Source organism: Salmonella sp. SAL04214, from assembly GCF_046550615.1.
GTDB lineage: Bacteria > Pseudomonadota > Gammaproteobacteria > Enterobacterales > Enterobacteriaceae > Salmonella > Salmonella enterica.
Genome location: NZ_JBGDXT010000007.1, coordinates 57,087 through 70,043 on the forward strand (window position 1 = coordinate 57,087; position 12,957 = coordinate 70,043).

Sequence of the window (12,957 nt, forward strand, 5' to 3'; positions counted from 1 at the left end):
GATGGGCGCACAAGATATTAACGCATGGTCACAAACTCTTCCGATGCGGTCGGGTGAATAGCGACGGTATTATCGAAGTCTTTCTTGGTAGCGCCCATCTTCAGCGCCACTGCGAAGCCCTGCAACATTTCATCCATGCCGAAGCCGATACCGTGGATACCCACAATTTTTTCTTCCGGCCCGACGCAGACCAGCTTCATACGGCACGGCTGGCGGTGCGTCGTCACCGCGGTATACATAGCGGTAAACGATGATTTATAGACTTTCACCTGCTCGTCGCCGTACTGCTCGCGCGCCTGCGGCTCGCTTAACCCGACGGTGCCGATAGGCGGATGGCTAAAGACCACGGTCGGGATGTTGCTGTAGTCCAGATGCTCGTCCGGCTTGTTGTTAAACAGGCGTTCGGAGAGACGGCGACCGGCGGCGACGGCGACTGGCGTTAACTCCACTGCGCCGGTGTTATCGCCAACGGCGTAAATGCCTTCAACGTTGGTATTCTGGAATTTATCGACAATGATGTAACCTTTTTCATTGGTTTTCACGCCCGCTGCCGCCAGATTAATATTGTCGGTCGACGGTTCGCGACCAATGGCCCAGATCAGGCAATCAACGGTTTCACTGCGGCCATCTTCCAGTTCCAGAGTCAGACTGCCGTCGGCGTTTTTTACCACCGCTTTCGGCACGGCGTGAGTATGCAGTTGCGGGCCTTCGGCGTTCATCACCTCAACCAGCGTTTCGCTAATCATCGGGTCAAAACTGCGCAGCGGCGCATGTTTACGGACAAACAGATGCGTTTTCGCCCCTAGCGCGTTGATAACTCCAGCCAGTTCAACAGCGATATAACCTGCGCCTACCACCGCGACGCGCTCCGGCAAGGCAGACAGCGCAAAGAAACCGTCGGAATCAATGCCGTATTCCACGCCTGGAATGCTCGGATGGCTCGGACGGCCGCCGGTAGCGATCAAAATATGGTCGGCGGTGATGGTTTCGCCGTTCACTTCAATGGTTTTGGCATCGACAAAGCGGGCAAAGCCTTTAATCACATCCACGTTATTTTTGCCCAGCACGTTGTCGTATGAAGTATGGATGCGGTCAATATACGCGGTACGGCTGGCAATCAGCTTGCTCCAGTCGAACTGATTAATCGTGGCGTCAAAACCGTAGTCCGGGCCATACAGATGAATCGCTTCACGAATCTGCGCGGCATGCCACATCACTTTCTTCGGCACGCAGCCCACGTTAACACAGGTGCCGCCCAGCTCTTTGGCTTCGATGAGCGCGCATTTCTGGCCGTACATAGCGGCGCGGTTAATCGAGGCGATACCGCCGCTGCCGCCGCCGATAGCGATGTAATCATAGTGTTTGGTCATGACCGCTCCTTTATGTTCGTTGTCGGACGGATAGATTCTGCGCTACCCGCCAAAATATTCGCGATTGTATACCTGAAGGTGAAAGGTTCCACCGATGGCTGTGATTACTCCGGCACGATCCAGCTTACCGAAGTGTGTCCGTGACCGTTTGGCGCCAACCTGTTGTGCAGCCACGGTAGCACGTTGTTCATCTGCTGCTCCAGTTTCCACGGCGGGTTAACCACGACCATACCGGACGCCGTCATCCCGCGCTGATCGCTGTCCGGGCGGATCGCCAGCTCAATTTGCAGGATTTTACGGATGCCGGTGGCCTCCAGCTCATGAATCATGCGCTTAATTTGCTGGCGGAGCACCACCGGATACCATAGCGCGTATGTACCGGTGGCGAAACGTTTATAACCCTCGCTGATGCCGCTGACTACCGCCTGGTAGTCGGTTTTCATTTCATAAGGCGGGTCAATGAGAATCAGACCGCGGCGGGAAACCGGCGGCAATTTGGCTTTCAGTTGCTGATAGCCGTCAGCGCGTTCCACGCGGGCGCGGTTGTCTTTTTGAAACTCCGCGCGCAACAGTGGGAAGTCGCTGGGATGCAATTCCGTGAGTTGCAGACTGTCCTGCTCACGCAGCAACTGGCGGGCGATTAACGGGGAGCCCGGGTAGTAGCGTAACTGCCCGCTGCGGTTGAAATGTTTTACGACGCTAATATACGGTTCCAGTTCGGCGGGCAGATCGTCCTGCTGCCAGATACGGGCGATGCCTTCCAGATACTCTCCGGTACGTTCAGCATGTTCGCTGCCCAACTGATAACGCCCCGCGCCCGCGTGCGTGTCCAGATAGAGAAACGGTTTTTCTTTCTCTTTTAGCGACTCGATGATCAGGCTCTGAACGGTATGTTTAAGGACGTCGGCGTGGTTGCCAGCGTGAAAGCTGTGACGATAACTGAGCATGGATGCAGATATTCCGGGAAGTAAACAAGTTAGCCGATAGTTTACCGCAGATCCGTAGAGATTACCGCTCTTGCGCTTTTATCGCCGTTGGCCAGGAGGAAAAACAAGTAGGCTGTGGCCTCAGAGCGTAAATAACGTCAATGAAGTGATGCAGGCGTCTGGATTGGCCTGTTTCACGGTCTTAAGGAAGGTGGCAAAATTTCGATTGAATAGGGTGTAGTTATGAAGGAAGCGCGTCTGTTTTTTTTGCCCTTCCGCTGTTATCCAGTCGACTGACCAGACTGAACGACCACTGACTCTCGTTGTTCCCGGTTTCGCCTCAATGATGCTGGTGAGTGGTATCGCGGTGGTGATACCGTCCGCGACTTCATAGAGGTACTGCATGTCAAAGTAGTAATCCGCGTTATAGCCGCGAGAACTGCCAAATTTTCGCAGCATCAACGAAGAAGATGAAATTAATTTACGGCCATCTTGCAGATGCTTACTCCGACGGAAAATTTTTCGCCCAGGGAAAATAAAGAAAACAATAAATATCAGTACAATAACCTGTAATAACGTGGTCATATACAATTCTTGTATTCCAGAAACGAAAAAGTTGAGAATATTATACATGGGCAGTTTGCGCAAAAATGACAGCGATTGATGCCACGGCCCTGTTTTCAGAAAAACGCCCATGAAAAACCTATCTGAATTTAACGCTAATCATGCCGCGACGCGTCCACCGACTTACCCCTGTCGGGTCTTATTCTGAAATCGTTTTTATTATGATGATAGTGCTGGTTTTACCTTGTTTATTTGATTAAAACGATAGCGCTAATAATAGAAAAGAAAGGATTCATTGATGTTCCATTATGGAAAATGTGTCGTTCGCACGCTGTTTTTATTACTGGTTTGCTGTTCGCTGTCGGGCTGTCTTTCATTTGGGCTGATACTTGCCACCGATAAAGATGGCAATCGTCATCAGTCTACCTGGAAATCGGATACCGTTACCGCGCTTTCCTTAGGTAAAGATAGCAACGGGAAAACGGGCTGGGTGTTTGTTGGCGAACATTTTGACTACCTGTTGACCCAGGGCGGCGATAATGTGGTGGCGCTGTTAAAAGATGCGACTATTCGCCGGGATAAAATGCGAGTAAAGGATGGTGTTAAATTCCTGATTGATACAGATAAGAAGGAGTTTACGGGTGAAGTCAATGTGACTTACGCCTGGGTGGACGAGAAAGATAAACTGGCGGCGGTAGGCTATGGGTTTATTTGTGCAGACGGCGCGGTAAATTGCACGCTATCCGTCATGGACCTGAAGGGGACTATCCATCAGAAAAATAAAGATCAGAGCGTTACTCAGCAGCTAGCGTTTTACCATCCTTTCACCGTTGAGTTCTATCAGTATCAGCGCAGTATGTCCGGGGCAAAATTTGGCAGAGTGTTGCTGCCGGTAACTTTGGCGCTGGATATTGTCACTATGCCGCTACAGCTACTGATCTTCAGTCGTTAAAATTGGATTCAGCAGCAATGCCTACGTTCGGATGCTGGCGTTGCTGCACGGGTGAAATGAGCGCCCACCATCATTGAAATTCCCCCAACTATCCCCCATTCTAGATCCATAGCGAAAGCGCGATAGAGCGCTTCATTTCTTTTTTAGACCAGGACTGCGCATATGACCAATCCATTACTAACGTCTTTTTCACTGCCGCCTTTTTCTGCAATTAAACCGGAGCATGTGGTGCCTGCGGTCACCAAAGCGTTGGCCGATTGCCGGGCGGCGGTAGAAGGCGTTGTGGCGCATGGCGCGCCGTATAGCTGGGAAAACCTCTGCCAGCCGTTGGCGGAAGCCGACGATGTTCTGGGGCGTATTTTCTCGCCAATTAGCCACTTAAACTCGGTGAAAAATAGTCCGGAGCTGCGTGAAGCCTACGAACAGACGCTGCCGCTGCTGTCTGAATACAGCACCTGGGTTGGGCAACATGAAGGACTGTACAACGCGTACCGCGACCTGCGCGACGGCGATCATTACGCCCCTCTGAATACCGCGCAGAAGAAAGCGGTTGATAACGCGCTGCGTGATTTTGAACTGTCCGGCATCGGCCTGCCGAAAGAGAAACAGCAGCGTTACGGCGAAATCGCCACTCGCCTGTCTGAGCTGGGCAACCAGTACAGCAACAACGTGCTCGATGCCACCATGGGCTGGACGAAGCTCATCACCGACGAAGCCGAGCTGGCGGGAATGCCGGAAAGCGCTCTGGCGGCAGCAAAGGCCCAGGCGGAAGCCAAAGAGCAGGAAGGTTACCTGCTGACCCTGGATATCCCGAGCTATCTGCCGGTCATGACCTACTGCGACAACCAGGCGTTGCGTGAAGAGATGTATCGCGCCTATTCCACTCGCGCCTCCGACCAGGGGCCGAACGCCGGTAAGTGGGATAACAGCCCGGTGATGGAAGAAATTCTTGCGCTGCGCCATGAACTGGCGCAACTGCTGGGCTTCGAAAATTATGCCCATGAATCGCTGGCCACCAAAATGGCGGAAAATCCGCAGCAGGTGCTCGACTTCCTGACCGATTTGGCGAAACGCGCCCGTCCGCAGGGGGAAAAAGAGCTGGCCCAGCTGCGCGCCTTCGCCAAAGCCGAATTTGGCGTTGAGGAGCTGCAACCGTGGGATATCGCGTACTACAGTGAAAAGCAAAAACAGCACCTGTACAGCATCAGCGATGAGCAGCTACGCCCGTACTTCCCGGAAAACAAAGCCGTGAACGGCCTGTTTGAAGTGGTGAAACGTATTTACGGCATCACCGCCAAAGAGCGTACTGACGTTGATGTCTGGCACCCGGAAGTGCGTTTCTTTGAACTGTATGACGAAAATAACGAGCTGCGCGGCAGCTTCTACCTTGACCTGTACGCGCGCGAACACAAACGCGGCGGGGCGTGGATGGACGACTGTGTCGGCCAGATGCGTAAAGCGGACGGCACATTGCAAAAGCCGGTCGCTTATCTGACCTGTAATTTCAACCGTCCGGTGAACGGTAAACCCGCTCTGTTTACCCATGACGAAGTGATCACCCTGTTCCACGAGTTTGGTCATGGCCTGCATCATATGCTGACCCGCATTGAGACCGCCGGGGTCTCCGGTATCAGCGGCGTGCCGTGGGACGCGGTCGAACTGCCAAGTCAGTTTATGGAAAACTGGTGCTGGGAGCCGGAAGCGCTGGCGTTTATCTCCGGCCACTATGAAACCGGCGAGCCGTTGCCGAAGGAACTGCTGGATAAAATGCTGGCGGCGAAAAACTATCAGGCGGCGCTGTTTATTCTGCGTCAACTGGAGTTCGGCCTGTTTGATTTCCGTCTGCATGCGGAATTTAACCCGCAGCAAGGGGCGAAAATTCTTGAGACGCTCTTTGAAATTAAAAAACAGGTCGCCGTGGTGCCGTCACCGACATGGGGCCGCTTCCCACATGCATTCAGCCATATCTTTGCTGGCGGCTATGCGGCAGGCTACTACAGCTATCTGTGGGCCGACGTACTGGCGGCGGACGCTTATTCCCGCTTTGAGGAGGAAGGCATTTTCAACCGTGAGACCGGTCAGTCGTTCCTTGATAACATCCTGACTCGCGGTGGTTCTGAAGAGCCGATGGAACTCTTTAAACGCTTCCGTGGCCGTGAACCACAACTGGACGCGATGCTGGAGCATTACGGGATTAAAGGCTGATTTTACGTGCAAATCTGCTTAATGGATGAAACGGGCGCCACAAACGGCGCCTTATCTGTTCTGGCTGCCCGCTGGGGACTGGAGCATGACGAAGACAACCCGATGGCGCTGGTATTGACGCCGCAACATCTGGAGCTGCGCAAGCGCGACGAACCGAAGCTCGGCGGTATTTTCGTCGATTTTGTCGGCGGGGCGATGGCGCACCGGCGTAAGTTCGGCGGCGGGCGCGGCGAAGCGGTGGCGAAAGCCGTCGGTATCAAAGGCGATTATCTGCCGGATGTGGTTGATGCCACGGCCGGACTGGGGCGCGATGCGTTTGTGCTGGCGTCCGTCGGTTGCCGCGTGCGGATGCTGGAGCGTAATCCGGTGGTCGCCGCGTTGCTCGATGACGGTCTGACGCGCGGCTACGCCGATGCGGATATTGGCGGCTGGCTTCAGGAGCGTTTGCAGTTGATTCATGCTTCCAGCCTGACGGCGTTGACTGATATCACGCCGCGCCCGCAGGTGGTCTACCTCGATCCGATGTTTCCTCACCGGCAGAAAAGCGCGCTGGTGAAGAAAGAGATGCGGGTGTTTCAGTCGTTGGTGGGGCCGGATTTAGACGCCGACGGACTGCTGGAACCGGCGCGTCAGTTGGCGACCAAACGCGTGGTGGTCAAACGTCCCGATTATGCGCCGCCGCTGGCGGATGTCGCGACGCCCAACGCCATCGTCACCAAAGGGCATCGGTTTGATATTTATGCCGGAACCCCTCTGACGGAGTAACGGATTGCCCGATGGCGTTGCGCTTATCGGGCCTACGATTCTCAATTATTTGTAGGCCGGATAAGGCGTAAGCCGCATCCGGCACTGAGTATTACTGTTCGGTACCTGGCGTATTAATCATTCGGTTTAACCACGGCACCATAATGGCCATCACCACGGTGACCGCCAGCGTTACCAGACCAATTTTGCTAAAGACGCCGGTATAAATTGGCAGCGTCTGTAATGGATCGGTGATGTTTTCCGGTACGGCAGTGAAGGTCGCCACATAACCGCCGAGCAGGAAGGCGGCGGCCTGGGTCAGGAACCACATTCCCAGAATAAAGCCCATCAGATGCTGCGGCACCAGAGCGGCGACCATTGCCAGTCCCAGCGCGCTAATCAGCAGCTCGCCCAGACTCTGGAACAGATACACCAGCACGATAAACCACGGCGACGTCAGTCCTTGCGCATCGGCAAACCACATCCCGGCGGCGGCGGCGGTCAGAAAACCCAGCGCGCAGAGGAACATACCGAGCGTAAACTTCATCGGCATAGTCAGATCTTTGCCTTTGCTACCCAGTCGGGTGTAAATCGCTGCCAGTACCGGACTGGCGACGACCACCCAGAATGGGTTCAGCGCCTGAAAACTCACCGGGTTAATGGCGAATCCAAGAATTTCATGATGCACATTATTAATCGCAAAGAAGTTCAGCGAGGTAGGCATCTGCGCATACAGAATGTAAAACAGAACGGCTTCAATCATCAGAATAAACGCCACGAACATTTTATTGCGGCCGGTTTTATCCAGACGAAACGCTTCGCGAAAGAAGAAAATAGTGACGACGATAGAAAGGACGATGAGCACCAGATTGGCAATCTTAACGTTGTGCATCAGCCAGGCGCAGAGGAAAATCATGACGACGGTGCCGAGCAGTACCAGCAGCAAATTGCGAAAACGTAGCGGTTTATGATCCGGTTCAGAACCGATATTTTTCACCATGCCACGGCAGGCGAAGTACACCAGAAGCGCAACAATTAAACCAGCGCCGCACAGATTATAGGTCACCGCATAGCCAAATTTATCGGCAATCACCGGCGCCAGCGATAGCGATAACAAAGAACCGATGTTAATCGACATATAAAACAGGGTGAAAGCGCCATCCAGCCGGGGATCTTTAGGCTGATAGCATTTAGAGAGCAGGCTGGCGGGATTGGCTTTAAATAACCCGTTGCCCACGGCAATCGTACCCAGTGCGATAAAAATCAGATCGGGATTTAATAGCGACATGCCGGTCATAAAATAGCCAATCGCCAGCACAATCGCGCCCAGGACCAGGGTGCGTTTAGTCCCTAACAGATGGTCGCCAACATAGCCGCCGATAGAGATCAGGCCATAAACCAGCGCCGCAAAAGCGCCAAAAGTAATAAAGGCCTGTTCCTGAGAAAACCCCAATTGTTTAACGAAAAAGACCGCCAGGATGCCCTGGACGCCGTAATAGCCAAATCGTTCCCATAATTCTACAAAAAAGATCATGAAAAATGGACGAGGTTGCTGCAGCAAGCCCGTAGGTGCAGTTGTATTCATATTCCTTCGCCTTTTAATGCCATCCCGAAACGTATGAGCGCGTATATCAAAACGCGCCGAAAAGACTTACCCTGATATAGACTGCGGTTATTAGCCTGATCAATAGGTTATTATACAAATGATACGCAAACTAATTAGTGGATCACACTAATTATGTTTGGTGTGATGGAATGATGTACTGAGTACTGCGAAGAAGGGGGGATAAACAAAACGCCCACATAAGCGGGCGTTGTTGTTGATAGCCGGAATTTGCCTGATGGTTCAGGCCAACCTGATTGACTATAGACCAGACGCGGTCTTAGCCGCCAGCCGGCACGGCAAGTATTACTCTTCTTCGTCGCGCAGCGGCACAATCAGCATGTCAACGTGAACGGTGTTGATCAGCTGGCGCGCAGAAGACATCAGTTTGCTCCAGAAGTCCTGGTGATGACCGCAAACGACCAGATCCATATCGTATTTCTTGATGGCATCAACCAGCACCTGGCCCAAATCGCCGCTACCGCTCAGGGTTTCAGTGATAGGGTAGCCAGCGTTGGTAGACAGCTCGGTCAGCGCGTGGTGGGTTTCTTCGGAGATACGTTTCTGCATATCGCCCAGATTGACGTCAATCAGACCGGTGTACAGGTCTGAATAATTCACGTCAACGTGGATGAGGGAGATTTTCGCGTTGTAGGGGCGCGCCATAGAGACCGCTTTTTCAACCAGAACTTTACTTTCCGGGGAGAGATCAACTGCGATAAGAATGTGTTTATAAGCCATAGTGTTACTCCTTCCATAAGTTGTCGATGACCATTGAGCTACTGGCGTTTCTTATGCCGCCGCGTCACCCGCGTCCTGCGAACTCTATGCGCGGGGCTAGCTCAGCCGTTTACCATAACTATCCTTACATTATAGTGACCAGGATAATCCGTCAATCTGCCTTGCTTGCCAGTTAGTTAAACAAAATTTTCAGGGAATTGCATTGATAGTGATTAACCTTCTGGTAAAAAAATTAACTGATCTCCTACAATGTGTATAAGAGCCGTTCGAATGCGGAGCGCTAATATGGACGGCTTTCGTAGTACTCTTTCACTGATTGTCTGGCAGGGTATCGGGGAGCGGTAGTCCCGGAGAGGAACTCCGTGGGCGGGTCGCCGGGGAGGAGATATGATAAGCACCGTCTCACTATTCTGGGCTTTATGTGTCGTTTGCATTGTTAATATGGCGCGCTATTTCTCATCGCTACGCGCACTGTTAGTGGTACTTCGTGGTTGCGATCCTTTGCTCTATCAATATGTCGATGGCGGCGGCTTCTTTACCACGCATGGTCAGCCCAACAAACAGGTGCGCCTGGTATGGTATATCTACGCTCAGCGCTATCGCGATCATCATGATGAAGAATTTATTCGCCGTTGTGAACGCGTGCGCCGCCAGTTTCTGCTGACCAGCGCGTTATGCGGTTTGGTGGTGGTGAGCTTGATTGCGCTCATGATTTGGCACTGAATGAAAAAAGCGGGCCAGTTTCCTGACCCGCTCGTGTTAGATAAGCCTCCCGGATGACGCCGCTTGTAGCGGCCTGTCAGGCCTGTGTCGTTTCATCCTGACAGGCCGGATTAGCGACAGCGCTATCTGGTCCATTTGGCTTAAATAATCTTCAGGGAAAGCCAGTACAGCACGCCGGAAAGAATAATCGCCGCCGGTAACGTAAATACCCAGGCCATCAGAATGCTGGTCACGGTTTTACGCTGCAACCCGCCGCCATCAACGACCATGGTTCCCGCCACTGAAGAGGAGAGTACGTGAGTGGTAGAAACTGGCATACCGGTGTAGCTGGCAAGACCGATAGAGACTGCCGCCGTCATCTGCGCCGACATTCCCTGCGCATACGTCATGCCTTTTTTACCAATTTTCTCGCCGATAGTGGTCGCCACGCGACGCCAGCCGATCATCGTACCAATACCCAGCGCCAACGCCACTGCCATAATGATCCACACCGGCGCATACTCAATGGTGCTTAACATATCGGTCTTCAGCTTTTTCAGCAGGCGCTGGTCATCGCTGCTTACGCCAGGCAATTTCACGACTTTGTCGGTCGTGTCGGAAATGCACAGCATAATGCGACGCAACTGACTACGCTGTTCAACGCTTAACTTGTCGTAGCTTTCCACGTTTGCCAGCATCCCTTTCGCACGGTTAAGCGCGTTAATGGTGTTAGCCGGATGGCAGTGGAATTCAGTCGGTTCAGTCGCGCCCGGTTCCGGAGAGGGAATCAGTTGGTCAACGCCGGTGACGGCTTTCAGCAGGTCAGGACGCTGCTCAAAGTACGTTTCGACATTGTTGATAGCATCGCGCGTACGGGTGATTTCGTAGCTGGAGGCATTCATATTGACCACGAAACCCGCAGGCGCGACGCCAATCAGCACCAGCATGACCAGGCCAATGCCTTTCTGACCATCGTTCGCGCCATGCGAAAACGCCACGCCGATAGCTGAGAGGATCAGCGCGATACGCGTCCAGAATGGCGGCTTTTTCTTGCCGTCTTTCTTTTCACGTTCGGCTGGCGTCAGGTGGATACGGGCGCGTTTCTTAGTACCGCTCCAGTAGCGGCGCAGCAAGAAAATCAGACCGCCGGCGAATACCAGACCGACAATAGGGGAGATAATGAGTGAACCGAAAATATTGATAACTTTCGGGATGTTAAGCGCATCCACCACTGACGTGCCGGTCATCATCGCATTGGTTAAACCGATGCCGATAATGGCGCCAATCAGCGTGTGGGAACTGGACGCCGGCAACCCGAAATACCAGGTACCGAGGTTCCAGATAATCGCCGCCAGCAACATGGAAAAGACCATAGCGAGGCCGTGCGCGGAACCCATGTTGAGCAGGAGATCCGTCGGTAGCATATGCACAATGGCATACGCCACGCTGAGACCCCCCAGCAAAACGCCAAAAAAGTTAAACACCGCCGCCATGACAACCGCCAGCTGCGAACGCATCGCACGGGTGTAAATCACGGTTGCGACTGCATTGGCTGTGTCATGGAAGCCGTTAATCGCTTCGTAGAACAGCACAAAAGCCAGAGCAAGCAATAATAAAAGCCCGGTATGTAAATCCAGGCCAGCAAACAAATGTAGCATAGGACGTTACGCCATTTTGAGGACATGAACGCGGCGCATTATCAGTGACTTTGGCGGCGCGGGCAAAGTGAAATATAGACTTTTTTTGATGTACTTCGTGCTTTGTTTGATATCACTAAAGAATTATCTTATATATTTCAGATAAATACCATTTTCAGGCGCTTTTCGCGCTGGTGCGACCACTGAGGAAACTTTACAATTCCCGCCCGAATTTGAGAGAGGAAGGCGACGTGGAAAGGTTTGATGCCGTTATTATAGGCGCTGGCGCAGCGGGCATGTTTTGCGCCGCGCAGGCAGGACAGGCGGGTAGCCGCGTGCTGCTCATCGATAATGGCAAGAAGCCAGGACGTAAAATCCTCATGTCCGGCGGTGGACGCTGCAACTTTACTAATCTTTATGTTGAGCCTGCTGCGTATTTGAGCCAGAACCCCCATTTTTGCAAATCAGCATTAGCCCGCTATACCCAGTGGGACTTTATCGATCTGGTCGGCAGGTATGGGATAGCCTGGCATGAGAAAACGCTGGGACAGCTTTTTTGCGATGATTCCGCCCAACGCATTGTCGATATGCTGGTTGCCGAGTGCGACAAAGGCGGCGTAACGATGCGCCTGCGTAGCGAGGTACTGAGCGTCGAGCGTGATGAGTCGGGTTTCGTACTGGCGTTGAACGGCGAGACGGTGACTACGCAAAAGCTGGTGATTGCCAGCGGCGGCCTGTCGATGCCGGGGCTTGGCGCATCGCCGTTTGGCTATAAAATCGCCGAACAGTTTGGTCTCAAGGTGTTGCCGACGCGCGCCGGGCTGGTGCCCTTTACGCTGCATAAGCCGCTGTTAGAACAGCTCCAGACGCTGTCTGGCGTCTCTGTGCCCTGCGTGATTACCGCCCGCAATGGCACGGTATTTCGGGAAAACCTACTTTTTACCCATCGTGGGCTGTCCGGCCCCGCTGTTTTACAGATTTCCAGCTACTGGCAACCGGGCGAGTTAGTGAGCATTAACTTATTGCCGGACCTCTCGCTGGAAGACGTTCTCAATGAACAGCGTAACGCGCACCCGAACCAGAGTCTGAAGAACACGCTGGCGATGCATTTGCCGAAACGGTTGGTGGAGTGTTTACAACAGTTGGGGCACATCCCGGATGTATCGCTCAGGCAGTTGAACGTTCGTGACCAGCAGGCGTTAGTTGACACGCTTACGGCCTGGCAAGTGCAGCCTAACGGCACCGAAGGCTATCGGACAGCGGAAGTGACGCTGGGCGGCGTGGATACAAACGAACTATCATCGCGGACTATGGAAGCGCGCCGCGTGCCGGGTCTCTATTTTATCGGCGAAGTGATGGACGTCACCGGCTGGTTGGGCGGCTATAACTTCCAGTGGGCGTGGTCGAGTGCCTGGGCTTGCGCGCAGGATTTGGCGGCAAAACGCTAAGTACCATTACAAACAATAAGCGAATAGACATCCCGGACAGAGGTGTTAGTATCGATTTATAGCAG

Annotated in this window: 11 protein-coding genes; 5 read left to right on the forward strand and 6 right to left on the reverse strand. The window is 53.2% G+C overall.

Going from position 1 to position 12,957, the window contains the following annotated elements:
- Nucleotides 1-17: 17 nt before the first annotated feature.
- From gorA to ACLJQD_RS13415, 3 genes are all read right to left on the reverse strand, one after another.
- On the reverse strand, nt 18-1,370 hold the full coding sequence (gorA, locus tag ACLJQD_RS13405) for a glutathione-disulfide reductase (RefSeq protein WP_017441621.1): 1,353 nt from the start codon (nt 1,368-1,370) through the stop codon (nt 18-20).
- 104 nt (nt 1,371-1,474) lie between these two features.
- Complete coding sequence (locus tag ACLJQD_RS13410) at nt 1,475-2,317, reverse strand: 23S rRNA (adenine(2030)-N(6))-methyltransferase RlmJ (RefSeq protein ID WP_017441620.1); 843 nt, start codon at nt 2,315-2,317, stop codon at nt 1,475-1,477.
- 120 nt (nt 2,318-2,437) lie between these two features.
- Nucleotides 2,438-2,881: a hypothetical protein gene (locus ACLJQD_RS13415; RefSeq protein ID WP_031615652.1), complete on the reverse strand. Its 444-nt coding sequence runs from the start codon at nt 2,879-2,881 to the stop codon at nt 2,438-2,440.
- Between the two features lie 277 nt (nt 2,882-3,158).
- Here ACLJQD_RS13415 and ACLJQD_RS13420 point away from each other — a divergent pair, with 277 nt between their 5' ends.
- From ACLJQD_RS13420 to rsmJ, 3 genes are all read left to right on the forward strand, one after another.
- Nucleotides 3,159-3,812 carry a hypothetical protein gene (locus ACLJQD_RS13420; RefSeq protein WP_000469190.1) on the forward strand — a complete coding sequence of 218 codons (654 nt, stop codon included), beginning with the start codon at nt 3,159-3,161 and terminating at the stop codon, nt 3,810-3,812.
- 162 nt (nt 3,813-3,974) lie between these two features.
- Nucleotides 3,975-6,017 (forward strand): oligopeptidase A, encoded by a 2,043-nt coding sequence (gene prlC / locus ACLJQD_RS13425; protein ID WP_017441618.1) that lies wholly within the window; start codon nt 3,975-3,977, stop codon nt 6,015-6,017.
- A 6-nt stretch (nt 6,018-6,023) separates the two neighbouring features.
- On the forward strand, nt 6,024-6,782 hold the full coding sequence (gene rsmJ / locus ACLJQD_RS13430; RefSeq protein WP_017441617.1) for a 16S rRNA (guanine(1516)-N(2))-methyltransferase RsmJ: 759 nt from the start codon (nt 6,024-6,026) through the stop codon (nt 6,780-6,782).
- A gap of 91 nt (nt 6,783-6,873) precedes the next feature.
- On the opposite strand, the gene dtpB is transcribed toward rsmJ, so the two are convergent.
- Together dtpB and uspA are read right to left on the reverse strand one after the other, a co-directional pair.
- A complete protein-coding gene (dtpB, locus tag ACLJQD_RS13435) occupies nt 6,874-8,346 on the reverse strand; it encodes a dipeptide/tripeptide permease DtpB (RefSeq protein ID WP_001098275.1) in 1,473 nt (490 codons plus the stop codon).
- A 324-nt stretch (nt 8,347-8,670) separates the two neighbouring features.
- Entirely contained in the window at nt 8,671-9,105 is a 435-nt protein-coding gene (gene uspA, locus ACLJQD_RS13440; RefSeq protein ID WP_000323565.1) for a universal stress protein UspA, read from the reverse strand.
- Nucleotides 9,106-9,492: 387 nt separating this feature from the next.
- Between uspA and uspB the strand changes: the two genes are divergently transcribed.
- Nucleotides 9,493-9,828, forward strand: a complete 336-nt coding sequence (gene uspB / locus ACLJQD_RS13445) for a universal stress protein UspB (protein WP_000626193.1) — start codon at nt 9,493-9,495, stop codon at nt 9,826-9,828.
- 140 nt (nt 9,829-9,968) lie between these two features.
- Here the strand turns inward: uspB and pitA are convergent, their stop codons facing one another.
- Nucleotides 9,969-11,465 (reverse strand): inorganic phosphate transporter PitA, encoded by a 1,497-nt coding sequence (gene pitA / locus ACLJQD_RS13450; RefSeq protein ID WP_000902764.1) that lies wholly within the window; start codon nt 11,463-11,465, stop codon nt 9,969-9,971.
- A 230-nt stretch (nt 11,466-11,695) separates the two neighbouring features.
- On the opposite strand from pitA, the gene ACLJQD_RS13455 reads away from it, so the two are divergent.
- Nucleotides 11,696-12,892, forward strand: a complete 1,197-nt coding sequence (locus tag ACLJQD_RS13455; protein WP_000439230.1) for an NAD(P)/FAD-dependent oxidoreductase — start codon at nt 11,696-11,698, stop codon at nt 12,890-12,892.
- Nucleotides 12,893-12,957: the final 65 nt, after the last annotated feature.

What these genes read in the sequence shown, in the direction of transcription:
- prlC (WP_017441618.1), top strand. Translation starts at nt 3,975, where the DNA reads ATGACCAATCCATTACTAACGTCTTTTTCACTGCCGCCTTTTTCTGCA.
- gorA (WP_017441621.1), bottom strand. Translation starts at nt 1,370, where the DNA reads ATGACCAAACACTATGATTACATCGCTATCGGCGGCGGCAGCGGCGGT.
- pitA (WP_000902764.1), bottom strand. Translation starts at nt 11,465, where the DNA reads ATGCTACATTTGTTTGCTGGCCTGGATTTACATACCGGGCTTTTATTA.
- uspA (WP_000323565.1), bottom strand. Translation starts at nt 9,105, where the DNA reads ATGGCTTATAAACACATTCTTATCGCAGTTGATCTCTCCCCGGAAAGT.
- uspB (WP_000626193.1), top strand. Translation starts at nt 9,493, where the DNA reads ATGATAAGCACCGTCTCACTATTCTGGGCTTTATGTGTCGTTTGCATT.
- dtpB (WP_001098275.1), bottom strand. Translation starts at nt 8,346, where the DNA reads ATGAATACAACTGCACCTACGGGCTTGCTGCAGCAACCTCGTCCATTT.
- ACLJQD_RS13410 (WP_017441620.1), bottom strand. Translation starts at nt 2,317, where the DNA reads ATGCTCAGTTATCGTCACAGCTTTCACGCTGGCAACCACGCCGACGTC.
- ACLJQD_RS13420 (WP_000469190.1), top strand. Translation starts at nt 3,159, where the DNA reads ATGTTCCATTATGGAAAATGTGTCGTTCGCACGCTGTTTTTATTACTG.
- ACLJQD_RS13415 (WP_031615652.1), bottom strand. Translation starts at nt 2,881, where the DNA reads ATGACCACGTTATTACAGGTTATTGTACTGATATTTATTGTTTTCTTT.